General features: G+C 50.3%; 14 protein-coding genes. 5 read left to right on the forward strand and 9 right to left on the reverse strand.

Annotated features, from left to right (window positions below; genetic code table 11):
• Nucleotides 1-43: 43 nt before the first annotated feature.
• The 5 genes from bcaP to EDC32_RS11255 form a co-directional block, all read right to left on the reverse strand.
• Nucleotides 44-1,456: a branched-chain amino acid transporter BcaP gene (gene bcaP / locus EDC32_RS11235; RefSeq protein WP_132222283.1), complete on the reverse strand. Its 1,413-nt coding sequence runs from the start codon at nt 1,454-1,456 to the stop codon at nt 44-46.
• A 365-nt stretch (nt 1,457-1,821) separates the two neighbouring features.
• Complete coding sequence (locus tag EDC32_RS11240) at nt 1,822-2,895, reverse strand: M42 family metallopeptidase (RefSeq protein ID WP_132222285.1); 1,074 nt, start codon at nt 2,893-2,895, stop codon at nt 1,822-1,824.
• A gap of 409 nt (nt 2,896-3,304) precedes the next feature.
• Entirely contained in the window at nt 3,305-4,510 is a 1,206-nt protein-coding gene (locus EDC32_RS11245; RefSeq protein WP_132222287.1) for an ROK family transcriptional regulator, read from the reverse strand.
• A gap of 233 nt (nt 4,511-4,743) precedes the next feature.
• Complete coding sequence (locus EDC32_RS11250; protein WP_132222289.1) at nt 4,744-6,096, reverse strand: glucose-6-phosphate isomerase; 1,353 nt, start codon at nt 6,094-6,096, stop codon at nt 4,744-4,746.
• 182 nt (nt 6,097-6,278) lie between these two features.
• Entirely contained in the window at nt 6,279-6,791 is a 513-nt protein-coding gene (locus tag EDC32_RS11255) for a GNAT family N-acetyltransferase (protein WP_132222291.1), read from the reverse strand.
• A gap of 431 nt (nt 6,792-7,222) precedes the next feature.
• On the opposite strand from EDC32_RS11255, the gene EDC32_RS11260 reads away from it, so the two are divergent.
• On the forward strand, nt 7,223-7,906 hold the full coding sequence (locus tag EDC32_RS11260; RefSeq protein WP_132222293.1) for a DUF3153 domain-containing protein: 684 nt from the start codon (nt 7,223-7,225) through the stop codon (nt 7,904-7,906).
• 55 nt (nt 7,907-7,961) lie between these two features.
• Here EDC32_RS11260 and dapF read toward each other — a convergent pair whose 3' ends face one another.
• Together dapF and EDC32_RS11270 are read right to left on the reverse strand one after the other, a co-directional pair.
• Nucleotides 7,962-8,798 carry a diaminopimelate epimerase gene (gene dapF / locus EDC32_RS11265; protein WP_132222295.1) on the reverse strand — a complete coding sequence of 279 codons (837 nt, stop codon included), beginning with the start codon at nt 8,796-8,798 and terminating at the stop codon, nt 7,962-7,964.
• Nucleotides 8,799-8,816: 18 nt separating this feature from the next.
• Complete coding sequence (locus EDC32_RS11270) at nt 8,817-11,624, reverse strand: calcium-translocating P-type ATPase, SERCA-type (RefSeq protein WP_132222988.1); 2,808 nt, start codon at nt 11,622-11,624, stop codon at nt 8,817-8,819.
• Nucleotides 11,625-11,721: 97 nt separating this feature from the next.
• On the opposite strand from EDC32_RS11270, the gene EDC32_RS11275 reads away from it, so the two are divergent.
• From EDC32_RS11275 to EDC32_RS11290, 4 genes are all read left to right on the forward strand, one after another.
• A complete protein-coding gene (locus tag EDC32_RS11275; protein ID WP_132222297.1) occupies nt 11,722-13,458 on the forward strand; it encodes an Rqc2 family fibronectin-binding protein in 1,737 nt (578 codons plus the stop codon).
• Between the two features lie 139 nt (nt 13,459-13,597).
• On the forward strand, nt 13,598-13,870 hold the full coding sequence (locus EDC32_RS11280; protein ID WP_022736425.1) for an autorepressor SdpR family transcription factor: 273 nt from the start codon (nt 13,598-13,600) through the stop codon (nt 13,868-13,870).
• The gene (locus EDC32_RS11285; protein WP_132222299.1) at nt 13,828-14,514 is read left to right on the forward strand and encodes an SdpI family protein; all 687 of its coding nucleotides are present in this window, start codon (nt 13,828-13,830) and stop codon (nt 14,512-14,514) included. Before EDC32_RS11280 ends, EDC32_RS11285 begins: the two co-directional genes overlap by 43 nt.
• Nucleotides 14,515-14,568: 54 nt before the next feature.
• Nucleotides 14,569-14,988, forward strand: coding sequence for a GNAT family N-acetyltransferase (locus EDC32_RS11290; RefSeq protein ID WP_022736427.1), 420 nt, complete (start codon nt 14,569-14,571; stop codon nt 14,986-14,988).
• A gap of 32 nt (nt 14,989-15,020) precedes the next feature.
• Here the strand turns inward: EDC32_RS11290 and pyrE are convergent, their stop codons facing one another.
• Both pyrE and pyrF read right to left on the reverse strand, forming a co-directional pair.
• Complete coding sequence (gene pyrE, locus EDC32_RS11295; RefSeq protein ID WP_022736428.1) at nt 15,021-15,599, reverse strand: orotate phosphoribosyltransferase; 579 nt, start codon at nt 15,597-15,599, stop codon at nt 15,021-15,023.
• 12 nt (nt 15,600-15,611) lie between these two features.
• Nucleotides 15,612-16,328: an orotidine-5'-phosphate decarboxylase gene (pyrF, locus tag EDC32_RS11300; RefSeq protein WP_132222301.1), complete on the reverse strand. Its 717-nt coding sequence runs from the start codon at nt 16,326-16,328 to the stop codon at nt 15,612-15,614.
• Nucleotides 16,329-16,350: the final 22 nt, after the last annotated feature.

Below are 16,350 nucleotides of genomic sequence, written 5' to 3' on the forward strand. Positions count from 1 at the left end.
AGCATCCCCCAACTTAGGGGATGCTTTTGTCTGTCATCATTTCTTATTTGCCTGATGCAGAGGAATCATTCAACAGCGAATGCTTGCGGGAATAGGTGAAGTATACCACCAATCCGATCAGCAACCATACGCCAAACGCGATCCAAGTGATAACCGCCAACTTGGAGATCAGGAACAGACAAGCTCCAATCGCAATCAACGGAATGACCGGCACGCCCGGGCACCGGAAGGCACGTGGCAAATCAGGTTGGGTCTTGCGCAGGACAATCACCCCGACAGACACCAGCGTAAAGGCGGTCAATGTACCGATGTTCACCAATTCTGCCAGTTTTTGCAACGGCAGCAACGCAGCGATGAATGCAGCAATAGTTCCCAAAATCCATGTGCTGGTAAACGGCGTTTTATACTTGGGATGAACCTGTGAAAACATTTTTGGCAACAGCCCGTCCCGGGACATGGAGAAGAAAATCCGGGTTTGTCCATACAGCATGACCAAAATAACGGTGGTCATCCCCAAAATCGCACCCAAGTCAACCAAACCGGCAACCCAATCTTGTCCAGCCATTTGCAACACCAAGGAAACCGGATGATCTTCATGGCCTTTGAATTGGGCAAATGGCACAACCCCAGTCATAATGGCTGTAACAACTACATAAAGGAGTGTACAAATCCCCAACGACCACAACAATCCTCTCGGGAGATCCCGTTTCGGGTCGCGGGTTTCTTCCGCAGCGGCCGCAACAGCGTCAAAACCGACATAAGCGAAGAACACCAGCGCCGCAGCTTGGAAAACGCCTTCAAATCCAAACGGTGTAAACGGTTCCCAGTTTGCTGGCTTCACATAGCCCACTCCGACAAAGATGAAGAGGAGCACCACGGCTACTTTGATCACAACCATGATGTTGTTTACCTTTTTGGATTCGGAGATACCGCGGGAAAGCAAGAATGTGATTAGCATCACGATCAAAAATGCCGGCAAGTTAAAGAAGCTGGTAACGCCCTCTTTGGCGCCAGGTGCGGCAGTCAACGCTTCTGGCAGATGGATGCCGAAGCCGCCCAGCAATGACTGAAAATACCCTGACCAACCAACAGCCACCGAACTCACGGCGAAAAGATACTCCAACACCAAGTCCCAACCGATGATCCAAGCGATCAATTCACCCAATGTCGCATAACTGTAAGTGTAAACCGATCCGGAAATCGGCACCAAAGAAGCGAATTCTGCGTAAGCCAAAGCAGCGAACGCACAGGCAACGCCGGCGATGATAAACGAAAGGATTAAGGCGGGTCCGGCTGTCAGCGCGCCTGCACCGGTCAATACAAAAATCCCTGTTCCGATAATTGCGCCAATCCCCAGGAGCGTCAAATCCCAAGCTCCCAAATCCCGTTTCAGCTTGCCTTTGCTCTGCGCCTCTTTTAATAGCGCGCCAATATCCTTAGTTCGCAATAAACTCATACCAAACTCCCTCCCTACCAAACAGTGTTAATCTTACGATTTTTCTATCCAGCCAAAAATATCAGAAACAAACCCTTTTGTTGATGTATTGTGAAAATTTAAGATTACAAAAATATTCCGCAGGGTATTGTGGTTTTTTCTTTTTTAGCTGGATATCCCCTTTTCTCTAAGCCGTGATTGGCTTTGGGTTTTCTCCCCCTCCTGAATTTTTAAACAATTCAAGTCTTTGCGTGCAAATTATTACAAAAGGCATTTTGAAATGGGATAAAAAAACTCTTAATGTGATTACTATCATAAAAAAATTAAAGGGGTTTTTCAACCCCTTTCAGTAAAAAAAGCCGCTTTATATTTTTTTAAATTTTGGTTTAATAACAAATCTCTTCCAATCGTTTGTTATCCAACTTTTTCACCACAGCCGTGACTAATTGCAACGCTTGTTCAAAATCTCTCCGGGCCATCACGGAGTTGTGGCTGTGTACATAACGGGTTGGGAAGCCGATGGCCACCGTGGGGCAACCGATGCCGTGCAGATGAAACTTGCCGCCGTCGGTTCCGCCACCCATTAGCGCGTCCATTTGTACATGAATCCCCAGTTCTTCGGCAGTATCTAGCACCAAGTCCCGCAACTTGCCATGACCGATCATAAAATGATCCAACAAAAACATCGTCGGTCCTTCCCCTAAATCGGCTTTGGCCGGATAGCTCTCAAACCCTGGTGTATCATAAGCCAGGCCAACATCCAGCGCAAACGCCACATCTGGGCGCACCAACTGAGCCAAGGCAGAGGCTCCCCGCATACCTACTTCTTCTTGTACGGTCGCGCCGGCATAAACCGTGTTGGGATGATCTTGCCCTTGCAGTTCCCGCAACACTTCGATCGCCAAAGCGCAACCAGCACGGTTGTCCAAGGCCTTGCCGCACCACCATTGTCCGCCACGCATCATAAAAAAGTCAGACACCGGCACCACGGGATCACCTAAGCGGATTCCCATCTCTTCCACTTCTTCCTTGCTCGTCGCGCCCACGTCGATAAACATCTCTTTAAGTTCAACCAAGCGGTTTTTCTCCTCCGCACCCAACACATGTGGCGCTTTGGAACCGATGATGCCGACATAATCCCCTTTGCGAGACTGAACAGTCACGCGATGCCCTAACACATTGTGCGACCACCATCCGCCCAATTGTTGAAACCGCAAGAAACCTTTGTCTGTGATTTGCGTCACCATAAAACCGATCTCATCCAGATGGCCAGCCAGCAAAATGCGGGGGCCATTGGCATCACCCGTTTTTTTGGCTACAATCCCACCCATCCGGTCACGCAAAATCTCTTCAGACAAAGGAGCTAGATGGTGTTCCATCTTGATGCGCACATCTCGTTCAAACCCTGGCACACCATTCGCTTCACTCAGCTCTTTCATCAATTGCTCCAACCGGTCCATATTGATTCCTCCTTATCGTGCGCAAGTGACAGATGGCCAAATATCAAGACGTCCAGCCATTGTCCCATCTAACTTGCCCCACCGGGCCGAAGTATGTTTTTGAAAAAAGATTAGATTCACCTATGTAATGTACCTCAGAAGCACTCTCTTTCGACATACGAAACAGTATGCCTTTTTTATTATTTCATAATTTTTACTTATGATTCAATCTATTTTTTCTTTTATCTCTTGATTATCTTTTGTTTCTAATTACTTTTTTTTAATTCATTACCCATGTTCGTTCACGATCACAACTCGGATTCCCAAACATACAGGCCCCACTGATGATAAGAATATTCACAACCTTCCGCGCTTATTTGAACCTGCTTGAGAGCAAACATCGCAAGCCTTTGGGCCTACTTATCACATTTTACGCACTCGGTGCGAAAATCTTGCGCAACACCTGTGTGTATGCGCCGATTAATGCCGCCCGGTTCCCCAAATCGGATACCGTGATCGACAAATTGTTCGCCGATGAGGACAATGCGTGTTTTTTTACGGTGTGCGCGAGCGGTTCCATCAAGCATGCGCCTGCACGGGTCAGGCTCCCATTGACAATGATACGTAAAGGATTAAAGATGTTAATCAAGTTCGCCAAGCCAATTCCCAAACATTCCCCAGCATAAACAAATATCTCTCTAGCCAACTCATCTCCCTGCTTGAGTGCCACAAAAAGGTGCTCTTCAGTCAATTGGGACAACTTTCCCTGCACCATTTCGTGCAAAACGCTCTTTCTGCCGCCTTCCATCATGTTTCGAGCCCGCTTGACGAGAGCCGGGGTAGATGCATGCGCCTCAAGGCACCCTTTGTTGCCGCACCGGCATAACGGGCCGGCTATGTCAATCGTGGTGTGACCAATCTCTCCTGCCCCATATGAGACGCCTTGGTACAATTCATTTTTCAAGATGATGCCCGAGCCAATCCCAGCTCCGGCATAGACGGTGACAAAATTGTCCAGTTCTTTCCCTTGACCGAACCAGCTTTCCGCCAAAGCCATCGCCCGTACATCATTCTCCACTTCCACCGGCAACTGGCAAGTCTCTTCCAACATCGTTTTGATCGGTACGTGTTTCAGATTAAAATGGGGTGCGAACACTAACTCTCCCAAGCGAGGATTGACAAGCCCGCGCACTCCTACTCCAATGCCGAGGACAGGTTGCCCATCTGCGCCAGCCATGGCCAATGCCTCTTTCACAATCGCTTTCAACGCTTCCATGAAGGCTGATTGATCCATTTGTAAGGGCAATTCCTGGGCACATTGGTGAACCATCCTGCCATCAAGGTGAGCAACTGCGGCATCCAGCCTTTCCAAACGGGCGTACACGCCGATCACATAAAATCGAGACGCATTGATGCGGAGCATGATCGGCTTACGTCCACCAGTCGACTCACCCAAATTGCTTTCCACAATCAAGCCATCTTGCAACAGTTCATTGACAATATTGGTCACGGTTGGTGGCGTCAACTTGGTCAACTTCGCGATTTCCGCCCGCGAGATAGGGCCATGCACACGGACCATGTTCAAAATTGTTGACTTATTCAATGATTTCATCCATTGGAAACTTCCCGTCTGCATTCGCTTCCCCCTTTCAGTCTGGATCAACAGAGTGACTTCCACGCGATGTGGGGTGGTCAACGTTCATACTAGGCGCAAAATGACCACTTGTCTATATTTTTATTCAAGTGAAACATATATTTTATTTGACGCAAAAATAAAAAATCCCTTTCCAATCCATCTTGCCAATTAGACCCAGCACGCATACTACAAAAGTAAAACATGGCAGCAGGATAGCCGCCATGTTTCACAAGTCACTTCTCCAATCGGCGCAACAACGCTTCGCGCTCCGCTTCAAAACCAGGTTTGCCGAGCAAAGCAAACATATTTTTCTTGTACGCTTCCACTCCTGGTTGGTCAAACGGATTCACACCGAGCAAATAACCGCTCACGCCACAAGCCTTTTCAAAGAAGTAAACCAACTGTCCAAACGCGAAGGGGGAAAGTTCTTTCACTTTCACTACCAAATTGGGCACCCCGCCGTCGGTGTGGGCCAACATGGTTCCCTCAAACGCTTTGGTATTAACGAAATCAAGATCTTTACCTGTCAAGTAGTTCAGGCCGTCAAGATTCTCTGCATCCTCTTTGATCACCATCGTTTTGGCCGATTTTTCCACAAAAACAACCGTTTCAAAGATGTTGCGCAGGCCTTCTTGGATGTACTGACCCATGGAATGCAAGTCCGTGGTGAAGTTGACCGAAGCCGGAAAGATGCCTTTGTAATCTTTACCCTCGCTCTCACCGTACAACTGTTTCCACCACTCGCTGAAATACTGCAGGGAAGGCTCGTAATTGACCAACAACTCCGTGGTTTTGCCCTTGCGATACAACGCATTCCGCACGGCTGCATACTGATAAGCCTCATTCTGCTCCAAATCTGCGTTTCCATACAGTTGCATACCGGCTTGTGCCCCGGCCATCATGGCATCAATGTCAATGCCCGCCACTGCGATCGGCAACAGACCCACCGCAGTCAGGACGGAATAACGCCCGCCTACATCGTCGGGAATAACGAAGCTCTCATACCCTTCTTCCTCAGCCAATTTCTTTAATGCCCCTTTGGCGCGGTCCGTTGTAGCGTAAATGCGACGGCGCGCTTCTTCCTTGCCGTAGCGGGATTCCAAGTACTCGCGGAAGATGCGGAAAGCGATGGCGGGTTCCGTCGTGGTGCCTGATTTGGAAATGACGTTGACACTCACCTCTTTGCCCTCCAACAATTCCAGCAATTCAGCCACATAGACCGAACTGATGTGATGGCCGACAAAATAAATTTCTGGCGTATTCCGTTTGCCCTTCGGCAACTGGTTGTAGAATGTATGGGTCAGCATCTCGATCGCTGCCCGCGCTCCCAGATAAGAACCGCCGATACCGATAACGACGAGGGCATCAGAGTCGGACTGGATTTTGGCGGCGGCCCGTTTGATGCGGGCGAACTCTTCTTGGTCATAATCGCGTGGCAAATCAACCCATCCTAAGAAATCCGCACCCGCACCCGTTTTGTTATGTAACATGTCATGCGCCAAGTGAATCGCTGGACCCAATTGGCTAACTTCATGTTCTTGTATAAAAGAACGTGCTTTGGAATAGTCGAAAGATAAAAGATTCATTTTTTCACCATCCATTTTTCATTTACTGAAGCAACAGTTGCCAAATCATCACACATTTTACCCTAATCATCTTCCAATTTCAAAAGCGAAAACCGGCGCGAAGCTAGGTGAAATCGTTACCATTGAAAGCAGGGAGCCCATCAGCGGTGCACCTTGTCTTAGGATGAACCAAAACGGGGTTCTTACTCGTTCCGTTTCGCCTTTTTCCACATCCATTTCAACCAGATTCCGTCTTGTCCAACGCGGACAAACCCCGATTTCTCCAGCACGCGCACAGACGCTTTGTTCTCCATGTCGCACTTGGCGGTGATCCGTTTGACCCCCGGTTGCCGCTTCACCCAATCTACAGCCGCTAGAGCGATTTCCGTGGCATAGCCCCGTCCCTGATAGGCAGGGACAATACTGTAGCCGATGTCGACCACACCCGAAGCATCCGGTCCACCTTTGAATCCCACATCTCCGATCAAGCTGTTCGCCTCTCTGTCAATCGCCAACGCATTCCAAACCCGTTCGTTTGATTGCAAACGCGTTTGTTCATACACGACGGGCAAGGCCTCCGCCAAATCGGGATGCGGCCAGTCATCTGGAATGTGAATATGAAGGGATTCAGCCAACTTTTCCTTGTTACGGATTGCCTGTTTCATCCGTTCTGCCGTGAACGGGATCACCATGACTCGTTTTGTATCAAATCGCATGATAGCTCCTTTCTGTTAACTCCGACGGCTGTTTTGGAACACCACCCACATGCTCCTTAAGCGGTAAACCGTTTGGGCACAGTTGCCCCACAAAACAGCTTGCCTCCTTCTTTTAGAGAGCATGCTGATGTCCCACCCAACGGACAGATAACCGAAAAATAAAAAAAATCTAATAATATATCCGTCTATATCCTACCCCGTTTCTACCTTTTCAGAACCTCGCTCTTCTAAATGTAGCATCATCCCTTGCTATAAACCAATAAAAAATCCACCACACAAACATATGATTTCTTTTTCTTCTCATCAGGGATGCATCACCCGCTGATTTCTAGTATGATCTAGTGTATGCAGGCAAACTGACAGGCAAAGAGATGTCTGGTAAATAGATATAGTAAGGCTACTTAATAGATTGCTTGAAAGAAGGTGGATTCATGCCTCGAAAACTACTTACTCTCAGTTGCCTGTGCATACTTTTGTTAACGCTGAGCGGTTGCGTTAATGGGCATTTTCATCTAACGGTTCACTCCGACGGTTCGGGAATTTATGAACTGAAAGTGGAAACAAACCCCTTGTTGCTCTCTCAATTCGCCCAATTGCGCGAACGCTTGGAACAATACGGCTACCATCTGACAGAGATCAAACAGGGCGACAAGGTGGGGTGGATCGCTCGCAAGGAAGTGGATAACTTAAAAGCCCATCCACCCGGCCCCGAGTTTAAAACAATTTCACCTATTGCCCTCCTGAAAGTAGACGCACCTCAATTCACGCAACAGCAAGGTTTGTGGTTTCATCAGATGCAACTGCACACCAAGGTGGACATGAACGGCATGAACCTCCCCTTGCTGAATGATAGTGCTAATCTGCGTTTCATCCTGACGTTGCCGATTGAGCCTCAAACGCATAATGCTACAACTGTCAGCGAAGATGGCAAAACACTTACTTGGCAAATCGCACCCGGTGAAGTAACACCGATCGATTTGAACGTCAAATACCCAAACTTCATCGGCTGGGGTGTCACCCTTCTGATTTTGATCCTTGCTGGCGCGGCGTGGTGGGTCGTCAAAAAGAAAAGCAGGCGGCAAGGCACACCGTCCGATTCGTTCCAACAAAGTTAAACATAAAACGAAAGGCACCCTCTTCACCAGAAAAGGGTGCCTACACGTATTGACATCAGCCCAGCCAAACCCCGTCATATACAAATGACGCTGGCCCGGTCATGTATACGCGATCATCTTCCTCACACCATTCAATAAACAAGTCCCCCGCAGGCAAGTGCACCAATACCTTTCGCCCGCATTTCCCTGCCAACGCACCAGCCACAACGGTAGCGCATGCACCGGAACCGCAGGCCAGGGTGATTCCTACCCCCCGTTCCCATACCCGCATGGTCGCTTCATCCGAAGAATGGTAAGTCACAAATTCAACATTTGTTTTGTTGGGAAAAAGTGGATGCTTCTCCAGCAACGGTCCCCACTTTGCCACTGGAAATGCGGTTGCATCCTCCACAGCAATCACCATATGGGGATTGCCCATGCTGACCGCTGTATAAACAAACGACCGCCCTTCAACCGAAAGCGTTTGTTCAATCGCAGATTCCCCTGGAAGCTCAAGTGGAATCTCCCGAGGCGTCAACACCGGTTGTCCCATGTCGATGCGCACCCGGCTAACTACGCCTGCTTCGGCTTCGATCCAAACCGGTTGCACACCGATCTTACTCTCAATCGTAAACTGCTTCCGCAAACCATTCATCCGCTCATAAACATATCTGGCCACACATCGCATCGCATTTCCGCATTGTTCGGCGATGCTACCGTCACTGTTAATAATCCTCATGGCGATATCGGCAGCCGTGGATGGGTACAACACGGCGATTCCATCCGCCCCCACCCCGGTGTGGCGGTCACAAATACGCGGCGCCAACGCGGCAAGCTCAGTGAAGTCGGGGGCGAAGGGCATATGAATCACCACAAAATCATTGCCCAAGCCATGCATCTTGGTGAACTTCATTCTGTCTCTCCTCTCAGGTCATGAGCTGTGCATCATTCTTTGGGTACGTCTGGCCATGGGGCGGAGCAAGTCAAGGATGCCCGCCAATATGACAGGAAGCGTCGATGTAACTATAACCAAAATCCACTCGCGCACACCGAGCGAAACCGTATGGAATACGGGCTGTAACGGCGGATAATAAATCACTGCCAACAACAGGACAGCGGATGACAGCACCGCCAATACCAGCGGCAGATTGTCCAGCGGAGTGCGTTGGAATATCGTCCCTTGGCTACGGCAATCAAATACATAGATCAGCTGGGCGAACACCAATGTAGCGAAGGCAACCGTCTGCGCCCGCACCAAATCGTCCGGCGTCTCTAAGTAAGTAACCCAAAAAGCCATCAACGAACACGCTCCGATCAAGAGCCCTCGCGTCACGATCTTCCAGCCCACACCGCGCGCAAACACACTTTCACGGCTGTTGCGCGGCGAACGCACCATGGTATCTTCCTCGGCCGGGTCAATACCGAGCGCCATTGCAGGCAAGCCATCGGTCACCAAGTTAACCCACAAGATCTGAATGGGCACCAGCGGCAAAGGTAAACCGGCCAACATAGCCAAAAACATAATCAAAATCTCGCCTACGTTGCTCGCCAGCAAATAACTGATGAATTTGCGGATGTTTTCATAGATGTTCCTTCCTTCCTCCACCGCTGCCACGATCGTTGAAAAGTTGTCATCTGCCAGGATTAGGGAGGAAGCTTCTTTGGAGACATCCGTTCCGGTAATACCCATGGCGATACCGATATCAGCCGATTTGATGGCCGGAGCGTCATTCACCCCATCCCCTGTCATCGCCACTACTTGGCCCGCCTGTTGCAATGCTTTCACAATCCGCAATTTGTGTTCCGGCGAAACACGAGCATATACATCGACGTCATTTACTTTCTTTTGAAATTCATCATCACTCATATTGTAGAGATCTTGTCCGGTGAGTGTCAAACCCTGTGGGCGCTTGATTCCCAGTTCCCGCGCAATGGCTACTGCCGTAGTCTGGTGGTCGCCTGTGATCATCACCGTTTTGATTCCCGCTTTCCGGCAAACGTTGATCGCTTCTTTCACTTCCGCCCGTGGAGGGTCGATCATCCCCGCCAAGCCGACAAAAACCAATTGCTGCTCGTACTGCTCTTCCTTCAGGGTTGTATGCCGACTATCCAATTCCCGGTAAGCGAAGCCCAAGTTGCGCAAAGCCATGCTTGCCAATTCCTCGTTGTGGCGCAGAATCTGTTCCCGCTTGGCTTCGGTCAACGGCACTTTGCGCCCCTGCTCCAACAGATGGGTACATTTTGTCAGCAACACATCGGGAGCACCTTTGCTAAACACCACGCGCCCTTTGCTTTTGTTCTCCAGAATGACTGACATCATCTTCCGTTCTGAATCAAAGGGAAGCTCTTTGATCCTTTCCCATTCCCCAGCCAGGTGCTCTTTGTCGAGTCCCGCCTTGGCCGCCGCAACCAACAGCGCCCCTTCGGTCGGATCGCCGTTAACCACCCACGCTTCCGACTTCTTGAGCAAGCCGTTTTTCTCTGTTTTTTGTATCAGCTGGGCGTTATTACATAAAGCTGCTACTTCCAGCAACCGCCGCAAAGCGGGCTCCTTCTCCACTTTCACAGTGGCGCCATCGGCTTGAAATTCCCCTTCTGGTACATACCCGCTCCCACTTACCTGTATCCGTTTGCCATCCGCCCATAGATGGGTGACGCTCATCTTGTTTTGCGTCAGCGTCCCCGTCTTGTCCGAACAAATCACCGTGGCGCAACCAAGAGTTTCGACAGAAGGCAGCTTCCTGACAATCGCTCGCCGCTTAATCATCCGTTGCACGCCAAGTGCGAGCGCAATGGTGACAATCGCAGGCAATCCTTCAGGGATAGCGGCCACTGCCAGAGACACCCCAGCCAAAAACATCTTGTACGCATCATGGCCGTGCAAAATGCCCGTGAACACAACTAAAGCCGTCAACAGCAAAGCAACCACGATCAGCACTTTGCCCAACTGCTCCAACCGTCGTTTCAGCGGCGTGTCCATCGTCTCGGTGTTTTCCAAAAGGTGCGCGATCCGCCCCATTTCTGTCGCCATGCCGGTGTGAACAACAATCCCCAAGCCGTTCCCGCGCACTACCATGGTACCCATATACCCCATGTTCTTGCGGTCACCCAATGCCACTTCGGCGCGAGGCAAGCTGGAAGACTGCTTGGTCACCGGCACCGATTCACCGGTCAACGCTGATTCTTCCACATACAATCCTTCTGTTTGTGCGAACCGGACATCCGCTGGGATACGATCCCCGCTTTCTAACATGATCACATCTCCGGGCACCAGTTGAGAAGCATCCACCCGCTTCCATTCGCCCTCACGCAACACTTTTGCTGTCGGTGCGGATAACTTTTTCAGCGCGCTGAGCGACTTTTCCGCACGCATCTCCTGAATAAAACCCAATACGGCATTCAAGAGCACAATGGCGATAATAGCTATCGCATCCGTATATTCCCCCAGCAATCCCGAGATCAGCGTGGCGATCAACAGCACCAACACCATGAAATCTTTAAATTGCTCGATAAACAACGACAACCAGGAGGCTTTTTCCCCTTCAGCCAGCTGGTTGGGACCGACTTGCTTCAACCGCTCTTTGGCCTCTTTGTCGCTGAGTCCGCTTGCAAGATCCACTTTGAAATGAGCAGCCACTCGCTCGACTTCCCAATCCACCCAACGAGCTCGTTCTGACAACGTTCTTCCCCCTTTGTCCACTCTTCTTTGAACAATGTATTCAGACAAGCACGCAAACATGAAACAAAAAAGCGGCATCCCGTTGTTATACCCTGGCAAGCTCTCCCGCAATTTGTGATACAATGGATGGTATGAAAAAGAAAAGGATGAACGAATCATGTCATTTGATGGATTGGTTACGCATGCAATTACGCACGAATTACAGGGATTGATTGGTGGACGGATCACAAAAGTTTATCAACCGGGCGAGGCGGAATTGGTACTGCACATCCGCTCGCAAGGAAAAAACCATAAATTGCTCTTATCCGCACATCCCGCATACGCACGGGTGCAGTTGACGGACATTCCACAGGAGAATCCCCCGGAGCCGCCCATGTTCTGCATGCTTCTGCGCAAGCACAGTGAAGGTGGGATTGTCGAAGCGATTAAACAAGTGGGCATGGAACGGATTATCCATTTCGATTTCCGTTCCCGCGACGAATTGGGGGATGAAGTGACACGGCGTCTCATCATCGAGATCATGGGGAGACACAGCAACATCATCCTAATCGACCCCGCCACCCATACGATTATCGACGGAATCAAACGGGTTGGCCACGCCGTCAGCCAGCATCGCCAAATCTACCCTGGCGCGGCTTATGTAGCTCCACCAGCCCAAGACAAGGCCGATCCGTTATCCATCGGCCATGAAGCATTTATTGCCGGTTTCGATTACAATAGCGGCCGCCTGGACAAACAGATGGTAGCACGATTCACCGGCTTAGGTCCTTTGATCGCCAAAGAAATCATCCACATGGCTGGGATGGCCACCCGTGACCAGTTATGGCGCGCATTTGACGAAGTGATGGACAAAGCAAGGAGACACCAGTATGCACCCACCATCACGAAAACAGCCGACAAGAGCTTCTTCTCTTTGTGGCCGTTGACCCATGTGACAGGGGAAGCCAAAAGCTACCCGACGATGAGCGCATGTTTGGAACACTTTTTTTTCGGCAAAGCGGAGCGAGACCGAGTGCGGCAACAAACCGTCGACTTGATCCGCAAATTGAAAAACGAAATTGACAAACACGAAAAGAAAATCACTATTTTAACAGACGAACTAGCCTCAGCCGACCAAGCGGATATTTGGCGCATCCGCGGGGAACTGATCACTTCTTACATGCATCAAATCAAGCGGGGCGACACGGAAGTCCGCGTAGTTAACTATTATGAAGAAGGAGCGCCGGAAACAACCATTGCGTTAGACCCGTTGTTAACCCCTGCCGAAAACGCGCAACGCTATTTCAAAAAGTACAACAAGCTGAAAGCGGCTAAAAAATGGAACGCAGAGCAAATCGAAAAAGCCAAACAGGATAAAGCTTACTTGGAGTCAGTATTGGTACAGTTAGAAAACTCAACCCTGCGGGAAGTAGAACAAATTCGTGAGGAGTTGGTGGAAGAAGGCTGGCTCAGAGCTCAACCGAAAAAAAATCAGAGGAAGAAAAAAGAGGTTCCGGCTCCGCTTGCCGTTCAAGCCTCAGACGGCACCACCATTCTGATTGGAAAAAACAACAAGCAAAATGATTATCTGACGCACCAGTTGGCACGCGCGACCGACACTTGGTTGCATACGAAAGACATTCCCGGCTCCCATGTGGTGATCCGTGCCAAAACAGTCAGCGAAGAAACCCTGATGGAAGCGGCGATGTTGGCTGCCTATTACAGCAAAGCGCGAGAATCCAGCCAAGTACCCGTGGACTTCACACTGATCAAGCATGTGAAAAAACCGTCAGGCGCCCGGCCCGGCTTCGTGATCTATGAACAACAGCAGACCATTTACGTCACACCAGACGAAGATACGATCAAGCAGTTGTTGCAAACGGAAAAAAGCAAGATGAAGCAAGCCAAGCCCTAACCAACGCAAATGTTGGCTGGGGCTTTATTTATGCGCAAAAACCGGGCACCTTCCTCTCTTGTTTTATTTATCCACTCATGATATAGTTAGATCATAAGTTATTTAGTTAATTATCTAATTATCTAACGGAGTGTGAAAAGTGAACACCGTCTTTAAAGCGTTAGCAGATCCCACCCGCCGTCAAATCTTGGATTTGCTGAAAAAAGGGGATCTGACTGCAGGAGAAATCGCAGATCACTTCGATATCTCTAAACCATCTATCAGCAACCACCTGAACATCCTGAAAAGCGCTGACTTGGTCATGTCCGAAAAGAAAGGCCAATACATCGTGTATTCCCTCAACACCACCGTGTTTCAGGATGTGATCACATGGCTCATCAATGTGAGCGGAAAGGGGAACGAAACACCATGAAACATTTGCACAAACCATATCTTATCTTATCCTGGGCCATCGCCCTTGTAACGTTGGGAGTCTTCCTGTACTGCCATGACCTGTTGCCAGACCGGGTGCCCTTGCACTGGAATATCAAAGGACAAATCGACAGATACGGTTCAAAAAACATGCTGCTACTATTCGGCCTCATACCCTTGGGCATAAATCTGTTACTCACCTTCCTGCCCAACTGGGACCCACGCCGCGACCGTTATGTCATGCATAGCAAAGCATATTCCATCTTGCTCTTGTATTCCACCGTTGTCTTGTGCGCCGTGTTCTTATCCATCTTAGCGATCACCTTGGGTTATCCGATAAATATCCCTCTCCTCATCCAATTGCTGATCGGCATTCTGTTAATGGCGATAGGCAATTACCTGCCGCAAGTGCGACAAACGTTTTTTTTCGGTATCCGCACACCGTGGTCCATCACGTCTGAAGACAATTGGCGACTCACCCACCGGTTTGGCGGCAAGGTGTTATTCTTCATCGGTTTGCTTATGATCATCAGCCTCTTCTTGCCAGTACCGCTTAGATCCATCCTGCCGTTTGCCGCCATCATCATTGGCTTGGCTATCATTTACTGGTACTCCTATCGTTTGTACAAACATAACAGAACTTAACCGGGAAAGAGCTATCTTTCCCCTATTTCATCCATTTATAAGGAGAGGATTTATATGAGTATCCAAATCGCCTTTCATCATGAACGCCCGATCTCCCCTGCCGCTATCTTGTCCCTCTGCAACCAGCAAGCCGCAGCCGATGCCCGTACCATCGCCCAGACCGAACTCATGCTCCAAGAAGGGCTTACAGTCGGAGTCTGGGCAGACCAGCAATTGATTGGCTTCTCCCGGGCGGTAACAGTTGGACGCCTGTGTGCATACATTAAAGAGGTGGTGGTAGACAAGCGCTATCCTCAAACCCGCATCGGCCAGAAGTTAATCAACCATTTGCTAAAGGAATTGAAGCAAGTGGAAATCATCCATCTCCTCTGCGCCCGCGACCTGCTTACCGACCGTGGCACGGATGTGCGCAAAGACACAGGCACCTGGCTGTTTCAACACAAAAAAGCCAGCGATTTGTCATCGCCGGCCTAATAACTGCTGCTCGCCGCTCCTTTGCTACCCTCTCATCCTTTGGCCGGGGTGCGGCTACCCGGTTTAACTACGGGGATGCCCTCCCGGCAAAGCGGACATTCTTCCGGAGTATAGCTCTCAATCTTAATTTCTGTCAGTGCGCGGTACGGACAGGCAAATGGATTATGTCCGCCCGTCCGGTCCACGATGGAGCCAACCGCCACGACCTCCGCCTGCATTTCTTCCAACAGGGCGATCACTTCTTTAACCGACCCACCCGTTGTCACCACATCTTCAATGACCAAAACGCGTTCACCTGGCTTCACCGCAAACCCGCGCCGCATTTCCATGACACCCTCTTTGCGTTCCGTAAACAGGCAGCGTACTCCGAGTGCCCTCGCCACTTCATGGGCGATGATCACCCCGCCCAGAGCCGGACCGACCACCACATCGATGGCTTCGTCGCGGAACAGCTCCGCGATTGCTTCGCCTGCCTTGCCCGCGTCATGAGGGTATTGCAACAGTTGCGCACATTGCATATATTGGGCGCTATGGCGTCCAGAAGAAAGCAAGAAATGCCCCTCTTTCAATACGCTTGTCCGTTCAATCGCTTCTTGCAAAGACCAACTCATCTAAACCTCTCCCTATCCTTGGTTGATTTCTGCCACAATGGCTTCATAAGCCCGCTTCGGATCAGTTGCCGTAGTGATTGCCCGCCCGACCACCAAGTAGTCCGCTCCACGCTGGATGGCCCCGCTTGGCGTCATAATCCGTTTTTGGTCATCTGCGTTCACTCCGGCGGGGCGAATCCCCGGCGTAACCGCCAAGAACTGAGAGCCAGTTACTGCCTTCACATCGCCAGCCTCATGAGCCGAACAAATCACCCCGTCTGCTCCTGCTTCGTAAGCCAACCTCGCATAATGCGTCACAGACTCCTTCACCGTACCGGGAATGCCGATTTCCTGATTCATTATCGCTTGATCCGTGCTAGTTAGTTGCGTCACGCTGAGCAAACGCATGCGTCCTTCCACTCCGCTTTTCTTCTCAGCCATCTCCCGCGCCGCCGAGATCATGGCTCGGCCGCCACTGGCATGGAGCGTGAGAAAATCAACCCCCAAACTGCTGAGCGATTCCACACCTTTGGCAACCGTGTTGGGGATATCATGCAATTTCAAATCCAAAAAAACGGTGTACCCTTCCTCTTTGCGGGCCGCCACCCACTGGGGGCCAACCGCGTAAAACAGTTGGTACCCCACCTTGATGGCCGGCTTGGCTGTGCCCGCCCAATGTGCCAACAGCCGTTCCGCTTCCTTTGCTCCCGGATAATCCAAGGCAATGAAAATGCGTTCGTCCACTACCATGTCCACTCTCTCCCCTTTCGCC

This window comes from Laceyella sacchari, from assembly GCF_004343255.1.
Taxonomy (GTDB): domain Bacteria; phylum Bacillota; class Bacilli; order Thermoactinomycetales; family Thermoactinomycetaceae; genus Laceyella; species Laceyella sacchari.